Here is a 24081-nt window from a genome sequence, read left to right as displayed (position 1 = left end):
ACAGGTGAAGATGTTCTGGCCCGGCTCTGCCGGGCTTTTTTTATAGCGGAAAAAACCGACGTAAGTCGCATAGGGAAAAGGAGGATGCGGGCCTAAACTGAAGGGATATCAGGAGGATGTTATGAGCCAGTTGTCCCTTTTCCAGAAACGTATCCATGACGAGATTCCTCTTTCTCGCGCCCTGGGGATTCAATTGCATTCCTGGGATGGCCATTCGTTGTTACTCAGCGCACCTCTGGAGCCCAACAGCAATCACCAGGGTACCGGATTCGGGGGCAGTGTATATTCGGTGGCGGTAACGGCGGCCTGGGGCCTCACGGAACTGGCGCTCTGGGACCTCGGTCTTCGGGGAAACGTGGTGGTGCAAAGCGGGAACATTGATTATCTGGAGCCTGTGACATCCGATTTTTACGTGATCTGCCGCCTGCCCGGTGAAGAGATACCGGAGCGTTTTCGCAAGAGCCTTGCCCGGCACGGCAAGGGCCGGTTGGATCTGACGGCAGAAGTCTTCTGCGGAGAGCCAACCACAATGCCGGAAGGCGACCCTGTCGCCGTGTTCCAAGGGCGATTCGTGGTTCAGGATGTGAAATCCCGGATCACTTTCTGATCCGGGTCCGATCAGGCGATAGAGCGGCTGTTGGAGATCGAGCGGCTCATCAGAATGATCGGAATGATGCCGGCCAGAACGATAATCAGGGCGGGCAGGGCGCTGTGGTAAAGGCGCTCGTCAGAGGCAAACTGGTAGACGTAGGTGGCCAGGGTCTCGAAGTTGAACGGTCTGAGAATCAGTGTGGCCGGCAACTCCTTCATGCAATCCACGAACACCACCAGGGCAGCCGTAACCAACGTGCCTCTTAGCATCGGCAGGTGAACATGTACCAGGGTGTTGCCCGGGCTGTGCCCAAGAGACCGCGATGCCATGTCCATGCTGGGCGTAATTTTCTGCAACGCACTTTCCACGCTACCGGCGGAAACCGCCAGGAACCTCACGGTGTAGGCGAACACCAGTGCGAAGGCCGAACCGCTGAGTAACAGGCCGGTGCTGATACCGAAAACATCCCGCATCAGGCTGTCCAGCCAGTTGTCAAAGCCCGCCAGTGGCACAATCACGCCCACCGCCAGCACTGCCCCCGGCATGGCATAACCAAGGCTGGATAGCCGCATCAGTACCTGCATTTTGCGAGTGTTGTGCAGGCGGCGGCTGTAGGCAAGCGTAACGCCAATCAGCAGCGTGGTTAGAGCGGCTGCACTGGATAGGAAGAGGCTGTTGAAGGTGTTGCGGACAAAATCCGGGTTCCAGCTTTCACCGAAATATTCCCAGGCGTATAGCCCGAGCGTGGCGCCGGGAATCACAAAACCGAACAGTACTGGGAGTGCGCACACGGCCAGGCAAATCATCTGGCGCGGGAACGACATGGTGAAGCGCTGGATCGGATCGCGGTTGTCCCGCGCTGCGAACTGTTGCTGACGTCTTCGCGAGTAGCGCTCGAGCGTCACCAGGATGACCACGAAGATCAGCATGGTGGTGGCTATCTGTGCCGCACCGCCAAGATTCCCCAGGTTCAACCAGGTATCAAACAGGCCGGCGGTGAGGGTCTGAACGGCGAAGAAATCCACGGTGCCGAAATCGTTCAGGGTTTCCATCAGAACCAGCGAGAGACCTACGGCCACTGCAGGGCGGGCTATTGGCAGAACCACCCTGAAGAACGTGCTCAGCGCCGAGTGGCCGAGACTGCGGCTGACGGAGAACAGAGACGGGGACTGCTCCAGAAACGCAGCCCGGGCAAGCAGGTAAACGTATGGATACAAAACCAGCCCGATCATCAGGGTGGCGCCTTCAAGGCTTCGGATTTCCGGGAACCAGTAGTCGGCGGCACTGGTCCAGCCGAACAGGTCGCGTAGTGTGCCCTGAACCGGCCCTGCGTAGTCCAGAAGGCTGGTGTAAACATAGGCAATAACATACGCCGGCACTGCGAAAGGCAGCAGCATGGCCCATTCAAAGAATTTGCGGCCGGGAAACTCGCACATGGTGACCGCCCAGGCCGAGGCCAGGCCAATTACGAGAGTCAGGGCGCCCACGCCGATCATCAGCTTGAGTGTCGTTGTCAGATAACGGGGAAGCGTGGTCTCGATCAGGTGTGGCCAGATATTCTCTTCGGGAAAAAACGCCAGGAAAATTACGGAAAGAACCGGAAGGGTGACAATGGCAGTGGTCAGCAATGCGCTGATCATCCATTTCGGCGAGCTGCGCTTTGCCAGCAAGGGCTGGGATAGCCCGGCATCAACGCTGGTAGCGGCCTCGCTCATAATGTTCCTGTATCTGGGTGTGGTCTGTCCGTTTGAAGGCTGCAGATTGTAGTCACCTGGCCTGATGCCTGCAATTGCTGCCTTCACACTGGCGATGGGTAGTGGTATGCCGAACCGCGGGTGAGGGTGGCAAATCACCCTCACCACACACGATTACTCGCCGTCGTAGTCGACCCGGTCAACCAGCTTGACTGCGGCATTGCGGTTGTTGGCAATTTCCTGCAGAGAAAGGTCGTCCGGGTTGATTTCACCCCACTCGGCAACCAGTCCGGACGGTTGTACTTCCGGGTTGGCCGGGTATTCGGTGTTCGCTTCGGCATAGATGCGCTGGGCTTCCGGCGAGGACAGGAATTCCATGAGTTTGATGGCGTTCTCGCGGTTCGGCGCGCTCTTGGTCAGTGAGATGCCACTGATGTTCACGTGGGTTCCCCGGCCTTCGGCGTTCGGGAACACGAGGCGAACCTGCTCGGCAATCGGGCGCTGGTTCTCATCCTGCAGCATGTTGCCGTAGTAGTAGCTGTTGCCGATGGAGATGTCACAGACGCCTTCGGCGATGGCCTTGATCTGGTCGCGGTCGCCACCCTGGGGCTTGCGGGCCAGGTTGTCTTTCAGGCCTTTCAGCCACTTCTCGGTTTCGGCTTCACCGTGGTGGGCGATCATGGAGGAGAACAGGGCAACGTTGTACGGGTGCTTGCCGCTGCGGGTGCAGATTCGGTTGTCCCACTTGTCGTCTGCCAGTTGCTCGTAAGTGGTGATCTCGCCTTCTTCCACACGCTCGCTGGAAACGAAGATCAGGCGACCTCGGGTGGTCAGCGCAAACCATTTACCGTCCGGGTGGCGAAGATTCTCGGGAATATTCTCTTCCAGGGTGTCATTGTCCACGCCCTGAACCAGATCGCGCTCAACCAGCTCGTTCAGGCGGGAAATATCAACGGTCATCACCACATCGGCCGGGCTGTTGCGGCCCTCACGCTCCAGGCGTTCTGCAAGGCCCTGTTTGGCAAATACAACGTTGCTCTTGATGCCGGTTTCCTGCTCAAAAGCATTCAGCAGGGGCTCAAGCAGGTACGCCTGGCGGTAGGAGTAAATGTTGACGTCTCCGTCTGCGGAGGCTGCCATGGGCATGGCAGTCAGGGCGATTGCTGCCGTGGCAGCCAGTTTCATTCGCATAGTCCCATCCTTTTTTCGGGTAGTCCCGGTATTGATTTGCCTGCAGTAGGGTCTACAAGCGTTTAAAAACGACAACTACTCTCATTTCTATTACCTGTATAGTCAATATCTCCGTTGGCATATTTTTCTGAAAATGGTGTTATGCTTCGGAAGACTATAAAAACTATGCAAAAAGTTGTGGAATCCTCAGATGGTTGGGAACGATCGAAGAGAGCACATACGCACCGCCATGAGCGCGAAGGTAAAGGTGGTGCATGCGGAACAGGGAGAATTCATATTCTCGACCCGCGATATTTCCGATGGCGGCGTCTTTATCGTCGTTGACACTGAGCCTTTCACGCCATCCCTTGGCGACAAGGTCACCGTACAGGTACAGGGCTTGCCCGTTCCGGCGCCGGTGCTTGAGATGGTGGTCGTGCGTAAAACCAATGACGGTTATGGCCTTCAGTTTGATCAAAATGGTGACTGATAGGCGGATTCAGGGCGTCTGCCATGGATAATGGCAGGGCCAATTCAATCGCCGTCAGGGATGTGTCAGTCAGATGATCTTTTCAGCCTTTTCCAGAGCTTACAAGCCAGTTATTGCAAGCCTGATGCTGTTGTTCACGTCGGGCTGTGCCAGCTACTACTCCCATTTCGCGATGTTCCCGGCGGAGAATTCGTCAGGGGAGCCCAGGCATGTGCGGCTGTCCTGGCAGAGCGCTGAATATCCTGGTTGGTGGATTGCGGGCGACAAGGCAACGTCTGTAAAAGTCGAAACCCAGTGCAGCGACCGTGTCTGGCGCCTCCGCGATGGCGCTGATGCCGGTGATTGTGGCACGGGCATTCGCGCTTGCGGCGAACCGGGCAAGGACCGTCTTGCTGGTACGGGCCAGCCGGCAACCGGCTCGAACCGGTGCATGTCTATCAATCCGGCGGATCAGGATGCTCGCGTCGCCAGCTTGGGCGGGCAACTTGAGTTGCTCGTTTCCTGTACTCCGGCGGTTGTCACAGAGGGGCAGGGCGACGATACCCTGAATCTGGATTACTTGCGGGCGTCTTCTGTCCCCTACACCGTCTATGTCCGCAAGGCTCCGCGGGGTTCAATGCGCGCGCGGCTGCCCGAATTTGACGAATCCGTATGTGACGCAGAGTGACACTTTTTGACGCTGTTATGTGACTCTCATCACGTTGCTACATTTTGTTTCCTGTTGAAGATTAGCGTTACGCTTTGTCGCGTTTGGGTTACCTGACGATACGATATTGTAATTGTGTCTTCAGGTGGATCGGTCAGAATGGTAGCCATCGAAAAGTTTGTTTTGTGAGGTGGCCCGTGGGTGTCCAACAGAAAAAAGTCGCAGTACATGATCTGGAAGTGGGCATGTTCGTGTCTGATCTGGACAGGCCATGGCACCAGACTCCATTCCCGATTCAGGGTTTCCACATTCGCTCCCAGGATGACATTCGCGCTCTGGTTTCCCACTGCAAGTGGGTGATGGTCGATGTGGCGGAAGCGCGGGAAGCGAAAGAGGTGAAAGGCGGCAACAAGCCGGTTTTCGGTAAGGCGTTTAACAAGCGTGGTGGAGGGCGAGAGCAGCTTCAGTTGCCGCCGCTGAGTATTCGTGAGCCGGTAACCTACGAAACAGTTACCAGTCTCAAAAAGGAAATGAAAACATCCAAGCGCCTGCTGGATGACGTGGAAGTGGCGCTGGACCAGCTTTTCGAGACACTTCGTGCCGATGGCGTGCCGGACCTGAGGCCGATCGCCGCGATCACCAGCAAAATGGTGAGCAGCGTTGTTCGCCAGCCTGATGCCTTATTGTGGCTCAGTCGCACACGTGCCCATGACAGTTACCTTTACCGGCATGCCCTGAACACTTCCGTCTGGGCCCTGGTATGTGGTCGGCACCTGGGGTTGAACGAGGGGCTTCTTAATCACCTTGGCCTTGGATGCCTGTTGTCACAGGTTGGTAAAACCACGCTGCCACCGGAGTTGCTCGCCCGGGAGGGCCAACTGAGCGCCGAGGAGTATCTTTCCTACCGTGGCTACGTCAATCGCGGTGTTGCCATGCTGGAGAACAGCGGGCTCTCGCGGGCAGTGCTCAGTGTGGTTCAGGGTCATCGCGAGCGCCATAACGGCTCTGGTTTCCCGGAAGGTGTCCGCGGGGATCGCATTCCACTGTTGGCCAAAGTGGCCGGCATCGCGGAGTTTTTCGAATCTTTGATTGCGCCCCGCGCTCACACCGAGCCGATGACGCCAGCTAAAGCGGTCACGCTGCTCTATGAGATGCGCAATATCGAATTCCAGGAAGACCTGGTGGAGAATTTCATCCAGGCAATCGGTATCTATCCCACCGGTAGCCTCGTGGAACTCAGCGATGGCCAGCGGGGCATCGTGGTTTCACACTCGCCGGAACGACGGCTCTGGCCCCGTGTCATGGTTATGACCGATGCGGCTGCAAGGCCGCTGAAAACTGCAAAGATCATCGATCTGGCCCGTTACAACGAAGGTAAGGAAGCAGCAGAAACGGTGCGAATTCGTGATTGCCTGCCTCATGGCACGGAAGGCCTGGATCCGTCCTATTTCGATGTAACCGGCGCAGAGTCACGCTGGAGTCTGTCGCGCCTGATCAGCGGATAATGACTCGCAACTGTTTGCGAACCCACCGATAGGTATCCTCCGGGCGGAAGCTGAGCAGAAGCTCTGATTCCCCGCCGGAGGGGCCGGCAACAAAATACTCCACTACTCCGCTTTGCCAGTCGGCCGAATTGATCTGGACATCCTGGGGACGAGTGCTGATTGCTTCGAGCTCTGCCAGGGCGAGTCCGCCCCCGATCTTTCGAACTGCAACCTGCTTCAGGGCTGTATCAGTGGCCGGATGACTGGCAACGTCCTCATCCAGGAAGTAACGGTTCGCGACGGTTGTGCTGATCGCCTTGAGTTCGCGCGTAAGATAGGTCTGGGCGTCTTCCGTGTCGATGTCTTCCATGGTGCGCACGGCATTTTCGATCCGGTCCTTCTTGGCCTGCAGGTCTTCACTGTATTCAATGTCCGGATCGCGATCTTCGTCATTCTCCGGCCGCGGAGGGGCGTTGTCGATTTCCTCCTGGGTTGGCGGCTCTTCGCAGAGTTCATCGTCTTCCGGGTAGAAACAGATGGCGGCGAGCAGCTGGTTCGCTGGTGACAGGGGATCGGTGGCGGTGAATTCGGATTCGCTTACACTGAAGTCGATAGGTGCGGTCAACTCCGGGAGTGCAGCATTCAGCTGCGTAATAACCCGGTCGCGGATATCGATGCCATCCCCTTCGGCGACATTCTGGCTCCAGTTCAGGAGCATCAGAAAGCGGGAGAGGTTCATAAGCGTCGTGTTTTCCAGAACCTGTTGCTCGGTCAGTGTGTGGGTGCTCAGACCCTCATCATCCACCATTGGTGTTTGCAGCTCTGTGCGGGTGGTTTCAAAGAACTCGAGCAGCGTTACGTATTGCCGGGCCGGCACACCACTGACTAACGGCAGGTCGCCAACGCGGAAGGTGAGCGTTTCGCCGGGGTAGTAACGGAACTCACCTGCTGCGTTCGTGGTGCCCGATTGACTTGCCGTCTGGTAGGAAAGGCCATTAAAGCCGTTGAAGTTGAGCTGGCCTTTGCTGGTGTCGTCGCCAGAACCGCCGTCATCATCGAGGCAGCCAGAGAGGGCGAGGGCGCCCAGCAGGGTAAACGTTAGTCGGATGCGGTGAACGGATCTCATGGTTGGTCGTACATTCCCTTCGATTCAGCGCGCCCGCACTCAGGGTGCGGCAGCCCCTTTTGTAAGTTGTTGTAACCGCATTATAGGGGCGGGGTTTGCCTCATATCGGGATTCCTGTCGCAGTTTCCGTTATTGGCCTGGAGACACCTGCTGGCCGATAAGGGCCTTGAAATCAGCAGCTTTGTCACAATAAATAGCATTCTAAATTCTGGCTGGCGGCCTGGGTCGCCCATTGCCGTTTTTCACCGAATCGGGATGATTTATGACCAATGCACTGGAAATCGAGAGCCTCACCAAGACCTACGGTGACGGGTTTCAGGCGCTCAAGGGGATTGATCTGCATGTCGCTGAGGGTGATTTCTTTGCTTTGCTGGGCCCCAACGGGGCTGGCAAATCCACTACCCTTGGCATTGTTTGCTCCCTGGTGAACAAGACAGCCGGCAAAGTGCGGGTGTTCGGATATGACACGGATACCCACCTCTCTGACGCCAAGCTGAACCTCGGCGTGGTACCCCAGGAGTTCAACTTCAACCAGTTCGAGAAAGTCTTCGATATCGTAACTACTCAGGCCGGCTATTATGGGATTCCGTTCAAGCAGGCCTCTGCGTCCGCCGAGAAGTACCTGAAAAAGCTCGGTCTCTGGGACAAGCGGAATACCCCGGCCCGGATGCTGTCCGGCGGCATGAAACGCCGCCTGATGATTGCCCGGGCCCTGGTCCACGAGCCAAAGCTGCTGATTCTGGACGAGCCGACCGCCGGTGTGGATATTGAACTCCGCCGTTCCATGTGGACCTTTCTGGAAGAGATTAACCGCCAGGGCACGACGATCATCCTGACAACCCATTACCTGGAGGAAGCGGAAGCCCTTTGCCGCAACATCGCCATTATCGACCATGGCAAGATCCTTAAACACACGAGCAAGAAAGCCTTGCTTCAGCAGTTGAGCGTCGAGACTTTCGTGCTGGACACAGAAAAGTCCCTGGATTCCGCGCCAGAGCTGAACGGTTTTCCGACACGCCTCGACGCCGAGGGCGCACTGGAGGTGGAAGTGGAAAAAGGTCAGGGGCTTAACCAGGTATTTGTGGAGCTTGAGCGGCTGGGCATCAAGGTTGTCAGCATGAGAACCAAAGCCAACCGGCTGGAGGAGCTGTTCATTCGCATGGTTGAGGAGAACGCCGCCGAATCCGCCAGGGCGGTGGAGGGTGCAGCATGACCCCGCATGCGATATTCACAGCCTTCAGCACCATTGTTGTCCGGGAGGTGCGCCGGTTTACCCGTATCTGGGCGCAGACCCTGTTGCCGCCTGCGGTCACCATGACCCTGTATTTCATTATCTTCGGTAACCTCATTGGCTCCCGGATCGGCGAAATGGGCGGCTTCGATTATATGTCGTTTATCGTGCCCGGGCTGATCATGATGGCAGTCATCACAAGCTCCTATGCCAACGTGGTGTCGTCGTTTTTCTCCATGAAGTTCCAGCGCAGCATTGAGGAGCTTCTGGTGTCTCCGGTTCCCAACTGGGTTATCCTTGCCGGGTATGTGACCGGAGGCATGGCGCGGGGGCTTGGTATCGGCCTGATTGTCACGTTGCTGTCACTGGTGTTCACCCGCTTGTCGATCCACAACCTGCCCATGATGGTTATTACGGTGTTCCTGACGTCCGCACTGTTCGCACTGGGCGGTTTCATCAATGCCATGCTGGCAACCAAGTTTGATGACATCTCCATCGTGCCCACGTTCGTTCTCACGCCCCTGACTTATCTGGGCGGCGTGTTCTACAGTATCGATCTGCTTCCGGGGTTCTGGCAGGGCGTATCCATGGCCAATCCCATCCTGTACATGGTGAACGGCTTCCGGTACGGAATTCTCGGCGTGTCAGACGTTAATCCGTTCGTTTCTCTTGGTATGATTCTGGTTTTCATCTCCGTGTTGGCATTCATCGCCCTCAGAATGCTCGAGCGTGGTAAAGGCATTCGCCACTGATTTCAGGAACCCCTATGGCACTCAATGATGCGCCGCTTGGCAAGACAAGCGATTACCCGGACAGCTACGATCCGGGCCTTTTGTTTCCCGTCGCGAGGGAGGAAAATCGCCGCCGTCTTGGGCTGGAAGACGGCCGCTGGCCATGGTTCGGCGAGGACCTGTGGCAGGCCTGGGAAATCTCCTGGCTGCGGCCAAATGGTGTGCCGGAAGTCGCCTGGGCAGAGATAGTCTTCCCAGCGGCTTCGCCTTCAATCATCGAATCCAAATCGCTGAAGCTGTACCTCAATTCGCTGAATCAGGTGGTGTACTCCTCCCGAGAGCAGGTGGCAGAGGTGATCACCCAGGATCTGTCCAGCGCTTGCGGCGGTGCCGTACAGGTTAACCTGTTGAGTGTGGACGAATCCGGAGAAGCGATTGGCCGCCCTGAGGGGTTCGAGTTGATTGATGACGAACCGGTCAGCGACGTGGTTTATGAGTATTCACCCGATTCTCTCAATGCCGGCAATGAGGTGGTGACCGAGCAGCTGTGTTCCCATCTGCTCAAGAGCAACTGCCCGGTGACGGGGCAGCCGGACTGGGCCACTCTGCTGGTAAGCTACACTGGCCCGAAAATCGACCGGGTTGGCTTGCTGCGATACGTCGTGAGCTTCCGGCAGAAACAGGATTTCCACGAGCATTGTGTGGAAACGGTGTTTACCGATCTGATGAGCCGATGCAACCCGGAGTCGTTGACTGTCGTTGCCCGATATACGCGGCGGGGCGGGTTGGATATCAACCCCTGGCGGAGCACAGAAACCGGCAAGGGCGCCGGGCCTCGGCTGATACGTCAGTAAGAAGAATTGAGTTGAGCGCAGGGACGCGCCTCAGGAAACATCCTCTTCCCGTCGCAGACGATCGGCGGCGTCTTCCAGGGCAGTCAGGATGGCCTGGCGTTCCTTCTCGGTAATCTTGTCTGAATCCAGATACATGGCAAAGCCACTGTGCTCGTGCTCAAGGAAGCTGCGGTTGGGGCCCATATCGCGCCGGAAATCCACCACCTCATAGATTGGCACCGGTCTGCCGAAACCTTTCACAGTAATTTCGCCCTTGTCCCGGCACATGATCTTGTCCTTGATCAGCGAGAAGGTCTCGTAGGAAACCAGTATTTCACCCGGTTCTGCCAGCGATTCAAGCCGGCTGGCAAGATTCACCTCCTTGCCGATGATGGTGTAGTCCATCCGGTTTTCTGCACCGAAGTTACCTACGGTTGTGTAGCCGGTGCTGATCCCCATTCGAATTTCCAGCGGGGTCTTGATGCCCTGGCTGCGCCACTTCTGACGCATGATTTTCATGTGCTTACGCATCTCGATAGCCATGGAGACGCAGGCAAAAGCGTCCTCCCGCTGACCCCGGCTGGTTGGGTCGCCAAAGAACACCATGATGGAGTCGCCAACGAACTTGTCGATGGTGCCGCCGTACTTCAGGGCCACTTCCGACATTTCGTTAAAGTAGTGATTCAGTAGCTCCGTCAGGGCTTCAGGCTCCATTTCCTCGGACAGCTCGGTGAAGCCCTTGATGTCAGAGAAGAACACCGCCAGCTTTTTCCGCTGGGTTTCCAGTCGCACATCCCGCTCGCCCGTAAAGATGGACTGCCAAACCTGAGGCGAAAGGTATTTGGAAAGCTTGTGTGAGAGCGCGATGGACTGCTCGCGCTGATTCTGGATCTGCGTCTTTGCCAGCATGAGCGCGCGTGCCTGCTGGTGCGAGTAGTAGGCTGTGACACAGATATAAAGCCCGGTTGAGAGAATAGACACAATGCTGGTGAGCAGAGGCGAGTGCGGACCATCCGCTGGCCCAAGGATAGCGACAGAACCAGCAATGGCTGCGGCCATGAAGACGGCGCCCATAAGCCACTGGCGGATGCCGCCGACAATCAGGCAGCTGAACATCAACATCAGCGCGACCGCCAGGGAGGGAATGACGATCAGCCCGATGCAGCCGATAAACGCGCCGCCAACAACGCAATCGAAAATCAGCATCTTCTGTCGAATGCGTGGGGAATTCCTGAGGAACGTCCGACGGGTCAGGGCGTGGGCTATGTGGGGCCAGGTCAGCGCGCCGGCCACCAGCCAAAGCAGCCAATGGGCAAACACACCTTGCAGAACACCGGTTACGATAATGGCGGCGGTTGAGGTATAGGCGAGGATCCGACCGTTGTAATCGGGCATTGGCGGAATGGCAATCGGGTTGCCCGATGCCTCAGACGCCAGGGATCTGCCTGCGGAGCTGCTGGCATTGCGCAAGTCTGCCGGAGCGCTCATCATTTCAGAAACGGATCCTGCCAATTAGCATGTCACGGAACATGACCCAGTCGCCCATCAGGCTGTACAGTGGGTACTTGAAAGTAGCGGGTCGGTTTTTCTCAAACTTGAAATGGCCTACCCAGGCAAAGCCATAGCCAATAACGGGCAGAGCCAGAAGCCACAAGAGCTTGCCTGATGTCAGGGCCCACAGGGCCACGATCAGAACCAGCAGGCTGCCGACGAAGTGCAGACGGCGACAGGTCACGTCGCTGTGTTCTTCAAGGTAGTAAGGATAGAATTCGGAAAAGCTGTTGAAGGTTTGCTGGTTGCTCATTGTGTTGCCACTCATCATTGTACGACCGCGTCATTTATAATTGTTGGCAGACCTGACTACGACCAAAGGTTAACAGCATTACGTACAAGCCACAATTCACAGCCGGGAATTATGGTCGTACCGAATTTTTGAAATCCATCAGAATAGCGACCAGACAGCGAGCAGATATGACAGCAGTTACCGATTTCCTTCTTAGCCGTTCGTCAGAGCCCAGGCTGGAGTCGCCTGCACCGGACCCGGCAACCCTTGACCGTGCGTTCGCCTGCGCCGCTCGCGCTCCTGACCACGCGCTGCTGAGACCCTGGCGTTACCTGGTTATAGAGGGCGAAGGTCTTGAGGCGCTGGGCGAACTGTTTGCCGCCACCTGCGCCAATAACAGCGACGAGAAAGAGATCGAGAAGCTCAGGCGTGCACCTCTCAGGGCGCCAATGGTGATCGTGGGTATCGCATCGCCCAGAACGCATCCCAAAGTACCTGAAGTCGAGCAGTTGATGTCCGCCGCAGCCGGCATGAGTTTTATCGAGCTTGCCTTGCAGGATGCCGGTTACGGAGTGATGTGGAGAACGGGCGGTGTTGCCTACCATTCCTCGGTTCACGCCGGACTGGGGCTGGAAGAGCATGAGCAGATCGTCGGGTTCCTCTACACCGGAACAGTCTCCGCCTCCAAGCCGGCGGTTCCCAGGCCGGCGGTTGATGAATTTGTGCGTCACTGGCCCTGATACCCTGCCCGTATTCCCCCGGTCCTCGCCGGGGGAAGCAGCTTGCCGCTTTTTCCTGTCCGCTCCTTGTGCACTTTTCCCTGACAATTGTTTTGCCACTGGCCAGGGCCCGCCAATGCTGACTTTCCTGACAAATTTACGCCTCATCTGAATTCTGGCATCCAGCTTGCTTCAGTCCCGTCAAAGAGCACAGCCGGCAAAAGCAGCTCGGCATACCAGTGCAGTTTTCGGGAGGCAACATGGCAATTACGTTTGATTCGGCTCTGGGCATTCATCAACACGCGGTTGAAGCGCGTGTAAAACGCGCCGAAGTTTTGGCAAACAACCTGGCGAACGCCGACACCCCGGGTTTCAAGGCGCGGGATCTGGATTTCCAGGCAATGATGCAGAAGGCTCAGGAGCAGGTCAGCGGATTCCAGATGGCCAAAACCCATGACGCGCATATGGATACCTCGCCATCGGCCTCGGAGAGCGATTTGATGTATCGGGTTCCCCATCAGCCGTCGGTTGACGGCAATACGGTAGACGCCCAGCAGGAGCAGACCCGTTTCATGCGCAACGCCATGGATTTCCAGGCCAGTTTCCAGTTTTTGAACAGCAAGTTCAGCGGTTTGACCAAGGCCCTCAAGGGCGAATAAGCCGAAGTCACAGGATTAGCGAAGGAGAATTCTCATGTCACTGGGCAGCATTTTTGACATCGCCGGTTCCGGCATGACCGCGCAATCACTGCGGCTGAACACAACCGCGTCGAACATCGCCAATGCGGAGACCGCAAGTTCCAGCACGGGCGAAACCTATCGGGCCCGAAAGCCGGTTTTCGCGGCCATTCAGCAGTCCATGATGAACCCCGGGCAGGGCGGTTTTCCGATGGCTGCCGATGAGGGGCCAGGCGCGGGTGTAAGAGTTGAGGGTATTGTTGAGAGCGATGCTGAACTGCAGATGCGTTACGAGCCCCATCACCCGGCGGCCAATGAAGACGGATATGTCTATTACCCCAACGTGAATGTGGTCGAAGAGATGGCGGACATGATGTCGTCGTCCAGAAGTTTCCAGATGAATGTGGATGTCATGAACACTGCCAAGTCCATGATGCAGCGCATTCTGACTCTTGGTCAGCAGTAACAGGGTGAGGAGCACAACATGACTGCAGTGAATGCAACAGACGCGTCGGATGTTCTGAGCCAGTACCAGCTGAAGCAGCAGAATGGCGGCCAGGGCACCAGCGAGCTGGGCCGGAATGAGTTTATGGAACTGATGCTGGCGCAGCTGAAAAACCAGAACCCGTTGGAGCCCCAGGACAACGGTGAATTCATCTCCCAGCTGGCGCAGTTCAGTTCGCTGGAGGAGATGCAGAATCTCTCCGGTACGGTTGAGGATGTGGTAGGGCAGTTCCGATCCACTCAGGCGCTCCAGGCGTCGGCCATGGTGGGCAAAACCGTGCTGGCCCCCTCCCAGATCGGGATCCTGGGTGCCGAAGGTGAAATTACCGGGACCATTGAAGTGCCCGCTTCCACGGGCGGCCTGCGCCTGTCCATCGAGGGACAGAACGGTGAGCGGGTACGTCAGATCGATATGGGCAGTAGCCAGGCAGGTGTTGTGTCCTTCCGCTGGGATGGTCAGGACGGCAACGGCAATCCCTTGCCGCCGGGCCCCTACCGAATTGTGGCAGAAGCTTCCTATCCCGATGGGCCGCAGCAGCTGGGCACCATGGTGAGTGCCAATGTGGATAGCGTATCCCTGGGCCAGGGCGGCTCGATAACACTGAATCTTGCGGGCATGGGCTCTATTGCCCTGTCTGATGTGAAACAAATTAACTGAGACCGGTGAGACACCAAGGGGTGAACCATGGCATTTAATACAGGTTTGAGCGGCCTTCGTGCGGCATCGGTGGATCTGGACGTCACCGGCAACAACATTGCGAACGCCAGCACCGTTGGCTTCAAGGGCAGTAAGGCCCAGTTCGGCGATCTTTACGCCAGTGGCTTTCTGAGCGCGGGCACCAACCCGATCGGTGACGGTGTTCGGGTCCAGGACGTTAAGCAGTCTTTCGGCCAGGGCAATATCAGCTTCACGGACAACGGTCTGGATATGGCGATTGCCGGCGATGGTTTCTTTATCCTGAATAACGGCGGTGAAATTCGTTATTCCCGTGCAGGGCAGTTCGGCATTGATAAGGACGGCTTTGTAACGAACAACCAGAATATGCGGGTGCAGGGATACACCGCCGATGAAGACGGTAACCTTTCCGGTATTCGAGGCGATCTGCAGATTGAAACTGACAACCTGGCGCCACGCCGGACCACCAACCTCGTTTCAGATCTGAACCTGGACTCGCGGGAACCCGTGCTTGAAACCCGGGTTCGGGACATCGGGCCAATCGCCGCAACGGATCTGCAGGGTGAGAGTTTTGATGTGCTCTACAACGATGGCACGCCGGACTTCAACGTAACCATCGGGGCTACAGCAACAGCCCGAGAGGCGGCCGCCGCAATTAACGATGCGCCTGGCCTCAGCGCGTCTGCCACCACGACCGTGACGTTTGATGGTGCCAATCAACTTGATGACACTTACATCTCCAACGCGGGCCCGGGTAATTTTGCATTCAGTCTGAGCATCAATGGCTCTCCGCTTGCCCTGGATACCAGCAACATCACATCGCTGCAGGATCTCGTCGACTCTATTAATAATTCTTCTGAGACCGCTATTTCAGCTTCGATGGTGGATGACGGTTCAGGCAGCAACAACGTGCTGCGGGTGATTCATAACCAGGGCGAGACGCTGAGCTTTTCCTTCGATGACGACGGCGATCTCAGTAACGGGGGTGAAACCTCCGATACGGTTCTCGGTGACGTGAATGCGACGGCGGACAGAGTTGTTTCCGGCATTGATGATGCCTCCAATGGCGATTTTGAGACGGCATTTAATAGCTCTCCAATCCGGATAACCAATGAGTTCAACCCTCTGGATCAGCGGACCTACAACCACGCCACCTCCACCACCATCTACGACAGCCTGGGCAACTCCCACGAGTTCACCCAGTTCTTCGTAAAGGAGCCTTCTCCGGGCAGTGGTGTCGGTGTAAGTGAGTGGTCGGTTTACCTGCAGATTGATGGGGAAATGGTCGCTGGCACAGACACTACGCCCTACACGGCCCGTTTTGATCAGAACGGAAACCTGCAATCAATTGATGGTGACCCGGCCGGCGAGATCGTGGTCACCGATTGGGTTCCAAAGGACGAGAACGGCCAGCCAAATGGGGCAGATGGTCCTCCTGCGGACCCAACCTCGGTGGTGACTCCGATTCCGGAACCGCCTACATCTTCCGCATTTGTATTGAACCTTGCTGACACTACTCAGTATGGGGCGGCATTCGGTGTAAACGATCAGCAGCAGAACGGTTACACAACGGGCCGTCTCTCAGGCCTGGACGTATCGGATCAGGGTGTTCTCTTCGCCCGATATACCAATGGCCAGTCACAGGCTCTCGGTCAGGTTGCTTTGGCTTCCTTCAATAACACAAACGGACTGTCGCCTGTGGGGGATACGTCCTGGGTCGAAACCTTCGAATCGGGCCAGCCAATCATCGGCGCCCCGGATACAGGGACTCTGGGCTCTATTAAAGCCAGCTCAGTGGAAGAATCCAACGTGGATCTCTCGGCCGAACTGGTCAACCTGATCATCGCCCAGCGAAACTATCAGGCCAACGCCAAGACCATCGAAACCTCCGATGCGGTCACCCAGACCATCATCAACCTCCGTTAATATCGCGATCTAGCGAACATGGCATGACTCCTGCAGGAAGACTGGAAACAGTCAAAATTCCGGCAGGAGTTTTCCCATGGACAAAGCCCTCTACATCGGTATGTCTGGCGCCAAGCAGAATATGCTGGCCCAGCAGGCCCATGCCAATAACCTGGCGAACGTCAGTACCACCGGCTTCAAGAAAGACTTCGCCCAGGCCCGCAGTATGCCTGTCTACGGGGAACATCATCCCACTCGCGCCTATGCCATGACAGAACGACCCGGCACCGACCTTTCCGCCGGTGCTCTGATGGAAACCGGGCGCAAGCTGGATGTGGCGGTAGAAGGTGAGGGGTGGCTTGCCATCCAGAACGATCAGGGCGAGGAGGTCTTCACCCGCAGCGGCAGCCTTCAGGTGGATGTCAACGGCCTGGTGCGCCTGGCCAACGGCGAACTGGTGCTGGGCAATGGCGGGCCGGTGGCGCTTCCCCCGTTTGACAACGTCGAAATTGGCGCCGATGGCACCGTTTCAATTGTTCCTGTGGGTGGTCCACCGGACCAGCTGGTGGAAGTGGACCGGCTGAAACTGGTCAGCCCGCCCCCGGAAGCCCTGGAAAAAGGTCTCGATGGGCACATGCGCCGCAAGCCGGATCAGGCTGTGGACGGCCCGGAACCACCGGATGCAAACCAGCGGGTCGCTTCCGGATTCCTTGAAAGCTCCAACGTGAATGCGGTGGAAGAAATGATCTCGAACCTTCAGCTGTCCCGGCAATACGAGATGCAGGTGAAGGTCATGACCACCGCCAATGAGAATTCCGAAGCAACGGCACGGCTGTTGCAAAACCTTTAAGTAACGACTGAACACATTGGCCTGGCGGGCCTGAAGCGGCAAAAAATGGCCGCCTGACTGCCCGCCGGCAAGGAGTAAGCAGCATGCATCCAGCACTTTGGGTCAGCAAGACCGGGTTGAGCGCTCAGGACACCAACATGTCCACCATTTCCAACAACCTGGCGAACGTCAACACCACTGGCTTCAAGCGGGACAGGGCCGTGTTTCAGGACCTTCTGTACCAGATCAATCGGCAACCCGGTGGTCTGACAACCCAGAACTCTGAACTGCCCTCTGGTCTCCAGTTGGGTACGGGTGTGCGGGTTGTCGGCACCGCCAAGCAGTTCTCCCAGGGCAACCTGCAGATCACCGAGCAGCCCCTCGATATGGCCATCAACGGTCGTGGTTTCCTTCAGGTTCAGTTGCCCGATGGGCAGATTGCCTACACCCGGGATGGTCAGTTCCAGCTCAACGCCAATGGGGACGTAGTCAACCCGGATGGCTACCCGCTGGAACCAGCCATCAACGTGCCGGAGAACGCCACCAACATAACCATTGGCAAGGATGGCACCGTCACGGCAGTAACGGATGATCAAGCCGCACCGGTCAACCTGGGCCAGATTACCCTGGTGGATTTCATCAATCCCCAGGGCCTGCAGGCTATCGGTAACAACCTGTTCAAGGCGACCAATGCCAGTGGCGATCCTGCCGAAGGTGAGCCCGGGCTGGCGGGGCTCGGCAGTATCGAGCAGGGTTCCGTGGAGTCGTCCAACGTTGAGGTGGTCGAGGAGCTGGTGAACATGATTACCACCCAGCGTGCCTACGAGATGAACTCGAAAGTGGTCTCCACAACCGACCAGATGCTCCAGTTCATTACCCAAAACATTGGCTAACGCCGCCAGAGGTGACGTCATGAAACTGATGACATCAAACCGGACAACCCGAAGCGCCAGCACATTGGCGATGGTGCTGTTTCTGGTCCTGCTGCAGGGTTGCACGGCCATGAGTCGGCCCCGGGCAGTTCCGGATGACCCAGAGTTTGCACCGGTTCGCCCTCAGGCCATGATGCAACGGGACAGTGCCTCCGGTTCCATCTACCAGGTCTCACGGAACTACAACTTCTACGGCGATACCGTGGCGTTAAACGTGGGTGATGTGCTCACGGTGATCCTTGAAGAATCCACACGGGCCAGCAAGAACGCGGAAACCAGCATCACCAAGGACAATGAAGTCACGCTGCCAGAGCCGACCATCCTTGGTAAGAGCAATTTCGGGATCAATACCTCCCTGAATCACGAGCGTGATTTCGAGGGCAGCGCTGAAGCAGACCAGAGCAACAGTCTTGCCGGCAGTATCACCGTCACCGTAACCGAAGTGCTGCCAAACGGTGTTCTGAGGATTCGTGGGGAAAAATGGCTGTCGCTGACGAATGGTGATGAATACATCCGCCTGACTGGCCTGGTTCGCCCTCAGGACATCCAACCTGACAACACAGTGGCGTCCAATCGGATTGCGGATGCCCGGTTTGCCTACGGCGGAACCGGTGATTTTGATCAGGCAAACCAGATGGGCTGGCTGGCGCGGTTCTTTAACAGTGAGTGGTGGCCTCTATGAGCTTTCGCCGTTTGATTGTCTGGGTGCTTGCTCTGGCTGTGGTTTCAGCCCCGGTTTTGGCGGACCGCCTGAAGGATCTGTCGCGGATCAAGGGTGTTCGCAATAACCAGCTGGTCGGCTATGGACTGGTTGTAGGCCTGGATGGCACTGGCGATAGTGCTCCGTTCACCAACCAGACCTTCCGCAACATGATGAACCAGTTCGGCGTTACCTTGCCGGAGGGGGTCAATCCAAGTCTCGCAAACGTGGCGGCAGTGACGGTTAGCGCGAATCTGCCTCCCTTTGCCAAGGCGGGCCAGGAAATTGATATCACCGTGTCTTCCATCGGCAACGCGGACAGTCTGCGTGGCGGCACTTTGCTGATGACACCGTTGAAGGGTGCTGATGGTCAGGTTTATGCCATGGCACAGGGCAGTCTGGTGGTTGGGGGCTTCGGTGCCCAGGGACAGGACGGTTCGCGGATCACCGTGAACGTTCCAAGCGTTGGCCGGATTCCCAATGGCGCCACTATTGAACGGGAGGTGGCTTCGCCGTTCAGCCAGGGTGACACCATTACTTTCCATCTCCTACGCCCGGATTTCACAACCGCACGCCGGGTAGTCGAGGCTATTAATGGCCGTCTCGGACCGGATATGGCGTATGCCCATGATGCCACATCGGTTTCCGTGCGCGCGCCGCGGGATCCCTCCCAGCGGGTCAGCTTCCTGTCGATCCTTGAAAACATCGAAGTGGATCCGGCCGAGGATGCGGCAAAAGTGGTGATTAACAGCCGCACCGGCACCATCGTGGTTGGCCAGAATGTTCAGGTCAGCCCGGCAGCGGTCACCCACGGCAACCTGACCGTGACGATTCAGGAAAATCCCAATGTGGAGCAGCCGAATCCTTTCGCCGGTGGCGACACGGCTATCGAGCAGGATTCCCAGATTGCTATTACTGAAGAGCCGGCACGGATGTTCAAGTTCGGCCCCGCCGTAACCCTGAACGAGATTGTACAGGCCGTGAATCAGGTGGGTGCGGCTCCGGGCGACGTTATGGCGGTACTCGAAGCCCTGAAGCAGGCTGGTGCGCTGCGCGCCGAGCTGATTGTTATCTAGGTGATGTGATGCAGGACTACAAGGTTCAACAGGCCCAGGTTTATACCGACTTCAACGGTCTCAATGCGTTGAAAGCCCAGGCTCGCACTGACAAAGAGTCAGCTCTGCGCGAAGTAGCGCGCCAGTTCGAGAGCCTGTTCCTGTCTGAAATGCTGAAGTCCATGCGTAAGGCCGGCGACGTCTTCTCCGAGGGCAACTACCTGAATAGCAATCAATCCGAGCTATACCGGGATATGTTCGACAGTCAGATGAGTCTGACCATGGCGGGAGGCAAGGGCAGTGGCCTTGCCGAGGCGCTCGTGCGCCAATTGAGCAAACAGATTCCGGGTATGGACAACGAGGGCGGCAAGCTTGCCGGCCACAAGGCAAGTCTTGCGGATTACGATCGAAGCCTGCCTGCTCTGACTCCCCAATTGCCTGATAGCGTGCAGCAAGTGACTGCCGTTGCAGAGAAGACAGTATCACCGGTGTCTGCGACGCCCTCGGATTTGCCAGAGCGGTTCGAGTCTCCGGAGCATTTCGTGACCGAGCTGTTACCAATGGCAGAGCGGGTTGCACGCGACTCCGGCATTGATCCGAAACTCATGGTGGCCCAGGCGGCCCTGGAAACCGGTTGGGGCCGGCACATGATTCGAGGGGAGCAGGGCGAACCCAGTTTTAACCTCTTCGGCATCAAGGCGGATAGCCGTTGGCAGGGCGATGCGGTCTCCATAACCACTACGGAATACCGGGAGGGTTTGCCCATGAAAGAGCAGGCCAGCTTTCGGGCTTACACAGATTACGAATCCAGCTTCCGGGACTATGTCTCGTTCCTGGAATCCAACCCCAGATACCGGGAGGTGTTATCCGTCGCCGACCAGCCTGAAGTGTTTGCTGAGAAGCTCCAGGAAGCCGGCTACGCCACTGACCCCAACTACGGCAGCAAGATCCGCCAGATCATGAACCGTGATTCACTGATGACACTGTCCATGGGCAGTGACGGGATGAAGGAGTAAACCTTATGGCAGGGCTGATAGGTATTGGTCTGACCGGCATCCTCAGTCATCAGGCTGCGCTGAACACCACGGGCAATAACATAACCAACGCCAACACACCGGGTTATAGCCGTCAGGAAGTACTGTTCGAGACTCAGGAAGGCCAGCGGACCGGCGCGGGCACGATTGGCAGCGGTGTCAACATTGCCGACATTCGGCGCCTGGCCAATGAATACCTGGTGCAACAGGTCCGGGAAGACAGCACGCTTTTTGGAGAGCAGGAGGCCCTGAATTCCGAGCTGTCCAGGCTTGATAATTTGCTGGGTGGCGAGACCACCGGGCTCAGTACTGCGTTGAACAATTTCTTTGCCAGTCTTCAAAACGCTGCAGAGGATCCCACCTCTTTACCACAGCGCCAGCTGGTTCTGAGTGAGGCACAACAGGTTGTAAACCGGTTCCAGGCGCTCAACCAGGAGTTTATTCAGCAGCGGGAGTCCATCAAGACCCAGATGCAGCAGGGTATAAAGGATGCCAACACCCTTCTGAAGAGCATTGCCGAACTGAATCTGGCGATTTCTGAATCACCCGGGATTGCCCAGGGACAAATGCCGAATGAACTGCTGGACAAGCGTGATGAGAAACTCCGCCAGCTGTCCGAACTTGTGAATATAAAGGTCAGTCCGGCGGATGGCAGCCAGGTCAACGTGTCTTTGTCTAATGGGCTGTCGCTCGTGGTTGGCAGCAATGCGGCGACTCTTGGTACCCGGGAGAACGCTGAAGATCCGACTCGCCTTGAGTTTACTCTGAGTAATGGCGGCCGGACGCTCAACATCGATGAGCAGATCAACGGTGGCAAACTCGGTGGTCTTCTGCGTTTCGATACTGAGGGATTGAAGCCGGCTTTTGATGAGTTGGGCCGGATCGCCATTGCGCTGTCTGACACAATGAATCAGCAGCATGAAATCGGCATGGATCTGGAGGGTGATCTTGGTGGCCGGTTTTTTACGGATATCAACTCCCTCGAAGCGCAACGCAGCCGGGTTGTGGCGAATGGCAATAACGCTCTGGCAAGCTCCGGGCAGTTAGCTGTAGAGATAACCGACAGCGCCGCTCTGCCTGCCGGGCGATGGACGTTGCAGTTCAGCGGCGATGGCCGGAATTTCGAACTGATCGATCAGGCGAGCGGTAAGACGGTCAATCAGGGCCGGCTGCCGGATCCTGTCCAGTCCGAGATCAGTATGCCCGGGTTCAACATCCGTGTTGAAGGTGGCACGTTCAACGCTGGCGACAAATTCCTCATTCAACCCAGTCGCAATGCTGCTGAGAGCATCGGCCTGGTTGTCAGTCGTGAAGAGGATCTGGCCTTTGCCAGCCCGATTCGCGCTACCTCCAGCGACGATAATATCGGCACGGGCAAGATTGATCAGGGAAAGATGCTGGATGTCAGAAACCCGTTCACCAATTCGCTCTTGCCCGGTTTTCAGAACGCCGGTGAATTGGCAAATGGCCCTCTCACTGTCTCGTTCTCGGCAGGCGGACCGACAGGCTTGCTATACGAAGTAACTGAACCGCTGCCTTCAGGCCAGGTTGTCGCCAGCGGAAGTTACGATCCACAGCAGATCAATACTCTGTTCGAGGAGGATCCTGCGGTCGCCGGGGCGCTGTATCAGGGGTTCCAGTTCCGTATGACGGGTGAACCCGCGGTTGGCGATACCTTCACGATTGAGTACAACTCGAACGGTGTTTCGGATAATCGCAACGCTGAGCTTCTCGCTGCCCTTGGCACGGCAAACACACTCAATGGTGGCAGCCAGAGTTTTGCCGAAGGATACGCCGGCCTGGTTGAGGATATTGGCGTCAAAACCCGCCAGAGCCAGCTCGACGTGGACGCAGGCAGGACGCTTCTTGAGCAGTCCACCAACCAGCGGGAGTCTGTCTCGGGAGTCAACCTTGATGAGGAAGCCGGCCGCCTGATCCAGTATCAGGCTGCATACAATGCCTCGGCCCAGGTAATGTCGGTGGCCCAGGACCTGTTCAATACCCTGTTGCAGAGTTTCCGGTAACGGTTGAGGTGATGTGACATGATCAGAATTTCATCACAGCAGATTTTCTCGGGCGGTATTAACCGGCTTCAGGAACTCAATACCAGTCTGAACAACACCCAGCAGCAGATTTCGACTGGCCAGAGGGTGAACAAGCCTTCCGACGATCCGGTAGCCGCAGCGCGAATTCTGAAGCTGGATCAGGAGCTTTCCCGGGTTGAAACCTATCAGCGCAATGTTGATCTGGCAGAAAACCGGCTGAATCAGGAAGAAAGTGCATTGGAAAGCTCGATCGATGTGATTCAGCGGATCCGGGAATTGACCGTTCAGGCTGGCAATGGATCATTATCGGCTAACGACCGGCGGTCGATTTCCTCGGAGCTGGAGGAACGCCTCGGGCAGTTGGCGAATATTGCCAACACCCGGGACGCCTCCGGTGAGTTCATCTTTAGCGGATTCCAGGGCTCGGTAAAGGCCTTTGAGCAAAATGAATTTGGTAGCTGGACCTATCAGGGCGATGAGGGGCAGAGGGTCCTGGAGATTGATGATGGCGTTACGGTTCCCATAAGCGACAATGGCAAAGATATCTTTGTGAGAGTGCCGGCTGCTGTAACTGGGGAAAATACATCGGTTACATCCGGTTCGTCCATTTCAGGTGTTTCGTTGGTCAATGAAGCGGATCTAAAGGCCGCTTTTCCCGGAACTTTCCCGGATGACATAACGATCCAGATAGATGATAACGGAGCAATAACTGCATCAAGTAGCAGTAATCCCTCTTTGCCAGTGACACCTAACGTCTATGTCAGTGGAGAGCCGTTTGAAGTTGCTGGCGTAGAAGCGACAATTACCGGTCCTTTGCCAACGGCTCCTTCTGTCGATAGTTACACGCTCAAGATAAACGAAAAGCAGTCGGTGTTCGGCACCATCGAAAACCTGATTGCCGGTCTTAACAGCATCGACAAGAGCAGTCCCGGGGGGCAGGCCGAGTATGATGACCTGATTGCCAATTCGCTGATCAATCTGGACAACGCTCAGGAGAGCATTCTGCTGAAGCAGACGGAGTTGGGTGGTCGGATGAACGCAGTTGAATCCACCAAGACCTTCCTTGAGGATTCGTCTGTTTACACCAATGCAATAAGGTCGCAGCTGCAGGACCTGGATTATGCCGAAGCGATCAGTAATCTGAGCTTCCAGAGCTTCGTGCTGCAGGCAGCCCAGCAGTCATTTGCTCAGGTTTCCCAGTTGTCGCTGTTCGACCGACTGTAAA

24 protein-coding genes are annotated in these 24081 nt (G+C 56.7%); 19 read left to right on the top strand and 5 right to left on the bottom strand.

Annotated elements, in window-relative coordinates:
• Window positions 1–121: 121 nt before the first annotated feature.
• Complete coding sequence (locus GJU83_RS15555; RefSeq protein ID WP_069184955.1) at window positions 122–607, top strand: thioesterase domain-containing protein; 486 nt, start codon at window positions 122–124, stop codon at window positions 605–607.
• Between the two features lie 11 nt (window positions 608–618).
• Here the strand turns inward: GJU83_RS15555 and GJU83_RS15550 are convergent, their stop codons facing one another.
• Together GJU83_RS15550 and GJU83_RS15545 are read right to left on the bottom strand one after the other, a co-directional pair.
• A complete protein-coding gene (locus GJU83_RS15550; RefSeq protein ID WP_153634655.1) occupies window positions 619–2307 on the bottom strand; it encodes an ABC transporter permease in 1689 nt (562 codons plus the stop codon).
• A gap of 153 nt (window positions 2308–2460) precedes the next feature.
• Window positions 2461–3477, bottom strand: a complete 1017-nt coding sequence (locus tag GJU83_RS15545; RefSeq protein ID WP_153634654.1) for a Fe(3+) ABC transporter substrate-binding protein — start codon at window positions 3475–3477, stop codon at window positions 2461–2463.
• A gap of 190 nt (window positions 3478–3667) precedes the next feature.
• On the opposite strand from GJU83_RS15545, the gene GJU83_RS15540 reads away from it, so the two are divergent.
• The 3 genes from GJU83_RS15540 (at window position 3668) to GJU83_RS15530 (ending at window position 6097) form a co-directional block, all read left to right on the top strand.
• On the top strand, window positions 3668–3946 hold the full coding sequence (locus GJU83_RS15540) for a PilZ domain-containing protein (RefSeq protein WP_069184958.1): 279 nt from the start codon (window positions 3668–3670) through the stop codon (window positions 3944–3946).
• 73 nt (window positions 3947–4019) lie between these two features.
• Entirely contained in the window at window positions 4020–4613 is a 594-nt protein-coding gene (locus GJU83_RS15535) for a hypothetical protein (RefSeq protein ID WP_153634653.1), read from the top strand.
• 176 nt (window positions 4614–4789) lie between these two features.
• A complete protein-coding gene (locus tag GJU83_RS15530) occupies window positions 4790–6097 on the top strand; it encodes a cyclic di-GMP phosphodiesterase (protein WP_153634652.1) in 1308 nt (435 codons plus the stop codon).
• On the opposite strand, the gene GJU83_RS15525 is transcribed toward GJU83_RS15530, so the two are convergent.
• Window positions 6087–7202, bottom strand: a complete 1116-nt coding sequence (locus GJU83_RS15525; RefSeq protein WP_153634651.1) for an organic solvent ABC transporter permease — start codon at window positions 7200–7202, stop codon at window positions 6087–6089. The genes GJU83_RS15530 and GJU83_RS15525 overlap by 11 nt on opposite strands.
• 262 nt (window positions 7203–7464) lie before the next feature.
• Here GJU83_RS15525 and GJU83_RS15520 point away from each other — a divergent pair, with 262 nt between their 5' ends.
• From GJU83_RS15520 to queF, 3 genes are read left to right on the top strand one after another with little or no spacing between them, the layout of a single operon-like run.
• Window positions 7465–8415, top strand: a complete 951-nt coding sequence (locus GJU83_RS15520) for an ABC transporter ATP-binding protein (protein ID WP_153634650.1) — start codon at window positions 7465–7467, stop codon at window positions 8413–8415.
• Window positions 8412–9185, top strand: coding sequence for an ABC transporter permease (locus GJU83_RS15515; protein ID WP_069184963.1), 774 nt, complete (start codon window positions 8412–8414; stop codon window positions 9183–9185). The genes GJU83_RS15520 and GJU83_RS15515 overlap by 4 nt, the downstream gene beginning before the upstream one ends.
• 14 nt (window positions 9186–9199) lie before the next feature.
• Complete coding sequence (gene queF, locus GJU83_RS15510; protein WP_153634649.1) at window positions 9200–10018, top strand: NADPH-dependent 7-cyano-7-deazaguanine reductase QueF; 819 nt, start codon at window positions 9200–9202, stop codon at window positions 10016–10018.
• A 30-nt stretch (window positions 10019–10048) separates the two neighbouring features.
• Here the strand turns inward: queF and GJU83_RS15505 are convergent, their stop codons facing one another.
• Both GJU83_RS15505 and GJU83_RS15500 read right to left on the bottom strand, forming a co-directional pair.
• The gene (locus GJU83_RS15505) at window positions 10049–11488 is read right to left on the bottom strand and encodes an adenylate/guanylate cyclase domain-containing protein (protein WP_153634648.1); all 1440 of its coding nucleotides are present in this window, start codon (window positions 11486–11488) and stop codon (window positions 10049–10051) included.
• Window position 11489: 1 nt separating this feature from the next.
• The gene (locus GJU83_RS15500; protein ID WP_153634647.1) at window positions 11490–11801 is read right to left on the bottom strand and encodes an Mpo1-like protein; all 312 of its coding nucleotides are present in this window, start codon (window positions 11799–11801) and stop codon (window positions 11490–11492) included.
• Window positions 11802–11968: 167 nt separating this feature from the next.
• Here GJU83_RS15500 and GJU83_RS15495 point away from each other — a divergent pair, with 167 nt between their 5' ends.
• The 12 genes from GJU83_RS15495 (at window position 11969) to flgL (ending at window position 24080) form a co-directional block, all read left to right on the top strand.
• A complete protein-coding gene (locus GJU83_RS15495) occupies window positions 11969–12520 on the top strand; it encodes a nitroreductase family protein (protein WP_153634646.1) in 552 nt (183 codons plus the stop codon).
• Between the two features lie 239 nt (window positions 12521–12759).
• On the top strand, window positions 12760–13158 hold the full coding sequence (flgB, locus tag GJU83_RS15490) for a flagellar basal body rod protein FlgB (RefSeq protein WP_041645182.1): 399 nt from the start codon (window positions 12760–12762) through the stop codon (window positions 13156–13158).
• Window positions 13159–13192: 34 nt separating this feature from the next.
• Window positions 13193–13642: a flagellar basal body rod protein FlgC gene (flgC, locus tag GJU83_RS15485; RefSeq protein ID WP_153634645.1), complete on the top strand. Its 450-nt coding sequence runs from the start codon at window positions 13193–13195 to the stop codon at window positions 13640–13642.
• A gap of 18 nt (window positions 13643–13660) precedes the next feature.
• Complete coding sequence (locus tag GJU83_RS15480) at window positions 13661–14338, top strand: flagellar hook assembly protein FlgD (RefSeq protein ID WP_064226898.1); 678 nt, start codon at window positions 13661–13663, stop codon at window positions 14336–14338.
• A 27-nt stretch (window positions 14339–14365) separates the two neighbouring features.
• Window positions 14366–16282 carry a flagellar hook protein FlgE gene (locus GJU83_RS15475; protein WP_153634644.1) on the top strand — a complete coding sequence of 639 codons (1917 nt, stop codon included), beginning with the start codon at window positions 14366–14368 and terminating at the stop codon, window positions 16280–16282.
• Window positions 16283–16358: 76 nt separating this feature from the next.
• Window positions 16359–17111 carry a flagellar basal-body rod protein FlgF gene (locus GJU83_RS15470; RefSeq protein WP_153634643.1) on the top strand — a complete coding sequence of 251 codons (753 nt, stop codon included), beginning with the start codon at window positions 16359–16361 and terminating at the stop codon, window positions 17109–17111.
• 83 nt (window positions 17112–17194) lie between these two features.
• Window positions 17195–17983: a flagellar basal-body rod protein FlgG gene (gene flgG / locus GJU83_RS15465; RefSeq protein ID WP_069184971.1), complete on the top strand. Its 789-nt coding sequence runs from the start codon at window positions 17195–17197 to the stop codon at window positions 17981–17983.
• 19 nt (window positions 17984–18002) lie between these two features.
• Complete coding sequence (gene flgH, locus GJU83_RS15460; protein ID WP_370385329.1) at window positions 18003–18704, top strand: flagellar basal body L-ring protein FlgH; 702 nt, start codon at window positions 18003–18005, stop codon at window positions 18702–18704.
• A complete protein-coding gene (locus GJU83_RS15455; protein WP_136632093.1) occupies window positions 18701–19798 on the top strand; it encodes a flagellar basal body P-ring protein FlgI in 1098 nt (365 codons plus the stop codon). The genes flgH and GJU83_RS15455 overlap by 4 nt, the downstream gene beginning before the upstream one ends.
• 8 nt (window positions 19799–19806) lie before the next feature.
• Window positions 19807–20793 (top strand): flagellar assembly peptidoglycan hydrolase FlgJ, encoded by a 987-nt coding sequence (gene flgJ / locus GJU83_RS15450; RefSeq protein WP_153634642.1) that lies wholly within the window; start codon window positions 19807–19809, stop codon window positions 20791–20793.
• A gap of 5 nt (window positions 20794–20798) precedes the next feature.
• Window positions 20799–22835 (top strand): flagellar hook-associated protein FlgK, encoded by a 2037-nt coding sequence (gene flgK / locus GJU83_RS15445; RefSeq protein WP_153634641.1) that lies wholly within the window; start codon window positions 20799–20801, stop codon window positions 22833–22835.
• 18 nt (window positions 22836–22853) lie between these two features.
• On the top strand, window positions 22854–24080 hold the full coding sequence (flgL, locus tag GJU83_RS15440) for a flagellar hook-associated protein FlgL (protein WP_153634640.1): 1227 nt from the start codon (window positions 22854–22856) through the stop codon (window positions 24078–24080).
• Window position 24081 lies beyond the last annotated feature (1 nt).

Source organism: Marinobacter salsuginis, from assembly GCF_009617755.1.
Lineage (GTDB): Bacteria > Pseudomonadota > Gammaproteobacteria > Pseudomonadales > Oleiphilaceae > Marinobacter > Marinobacter salsuginis.
This window is presented reverse-complemented; position numbering and strand designations above follow the sequence as displayed.

Excerpts from the sequence above, each read along its gene's own strand:
- flgL (WP_153634640.1), top strand. The coding sequence starts at position 22,854 with ATGATCAGAATTTCATCACAGCAGATTTTCTCGGGCGGTATTAACCGG.
- GJU83_RS15540 (WP_069184958.1), top strand. The coding sequence starts at position 3,668 with ATGGTTGGGAACGATCGAAGAGAGCACATACGCACCGCCATGAGCGCG.
- flgG (WP_069184971.1), top strand. The coding sequence starts at position 17,195 with ATGCATCCAGCACTTTGGGTCAGCAAGACCGGGTTGAGCGCTCAGGAC.
- GJU83_RS15525 (WP_153634651.1), bottom strand. The coding sequence starts at position 7,202 with ATGAGATCCGTTCACCGCATCCGACTAACGTTTACCCTGCTGGGCGCC.
- GJU83_RS15555 (WP_069184955.1), top strand. The coding sequence starts at position 122 with ATGAGCCAGTTGTCCCTTTTCCAGAAACGTATCCATGACGAGATTCCT.
- GJU83_RS15470 (WP_153634643.1), top strand. The coding sequence starts at position 16,359 with ATGGACAAAGCCCTCTACATCGGTATGTCTGGCGCCAAGCAGAATATG.
- GJU83_RS15495 (WP_153634646.1), top strand. The coding sequence starts at position 11,969 with ATGACAGCAGTTACCGATTTCCTTCTTAGCCGTTCGTCAGAGCCCAGG.
- flgH (WP_370385329.1), top strand. The coding sequence starts at position 18,003 with ATGAAACTGATGACATCAAACCGGACAACCCGAAGCGCCAGCACATTG.
- GJU83_RS15500 (WP_153634647.1), bottom strand. The coding sequence starts at position 11,801 with ATGAGCAACCAGCAAACCTTCAACAGCTTTTCCGAATTCTATCCTTAC.
- GJU83_RS15455 (WP_136632093.1), top strand. The coding sequence starts at position 18,701 with ATGAGCTTTCGCCGTTTGATTGTCTGGGTGCTTGCTCTGGCTGTGGTT.
- flgB (WP_041645182.1), top strand. The coding sequence starts at position 12,760 with ATGGCAATTACGTTTGATTCGGCTCTGGGCATTCATCAACACGCGGTT.
- GJU83_RS15545 (WP_153634654.1), bottom strand. The coding sequence starts at position 3,477 with ATGCGAATGAAACTGGCTGCCACGGCAGCAATCGCCCTGACTGCCATG.
- GJU83_RS15535 (WP_153634653.1), top strand. The coding sequence starts at position 4,020 with ATGATCTTTTCAGCCTTTTCCAGAGCTTACAAGCCAGTTATTGCAAGC.
- GJU83_RS15520 (WP_153634650.1), top strand. The coding sequence starts at position 7,465 with ATGACCAATGCACTGGAAATCGAGAGCCTCACCAAGACCTACGGTGAC.
- queF (WP_153634649.1), top strand. The coding sequence starts at position 9,200 with ATGGCACTCAATGATGCGCCGCTTGGCAAGACAAGCGATTACCCGGAC.
- GJU83_RS15550 (WP_153634655.1), bottom strand. The coding sequence starts at position 2,307 with ATGAGCGAGGCCGCTACCAGCGTTGATGCCGGGCTATCCCAGCCCTTG.
- GJU83_RS15480 (WP_064226898.1), top strand. The coding sequence starts at position 13,661 with ATGACTGCAGTGAATGCAACAGACGCGTCGGATGTTCTGAGCCAGTAC.
- GJU83_RS15475 (WP_153634644.1), top strand. The coding sequence starts at position 14,366 with ATGGCATTTAATACAGGTTTGAGCGGCCTTCGTGCGGCATCGGTGGAT.
- GJU83_RS15505 (WP_153634648.1), bottom strand. The coding sequence starts at position 11,488 with ATGATGAGCGCTCCGGCAGACTTGCGCAATGCCAGCAGCTCCGCAGGC.
- GJU83_RS15515 (WP_069184963.1), top strand. The coding sequence starts at position 8,412 with ATGACCCCGCATGCGATATTCACAGCCTTCAGCACCATTGTTGTCCGG.
- flgC (WP_153634645.1), top strand. The coding sequence starts at position 13,193 with ATGTCACTGGGCAGCATTTTTGACATCGCCGGTTCCGGCATGACCGCG.
- flgK (WP_153634641.1), top strand. The coding sequence starts at position 20,799 with ATGGCAGGGCTGATAGGTATTGGTCTGACCGGCATCCTCAGTCATCAG.
- flgJ (WP_153634642.1), top strand. The coding sequence starts at position 19,807 with ATGCAGGACTACAAGGTTCAACAGGCCCAGGTTTATACCGACTTCAAC.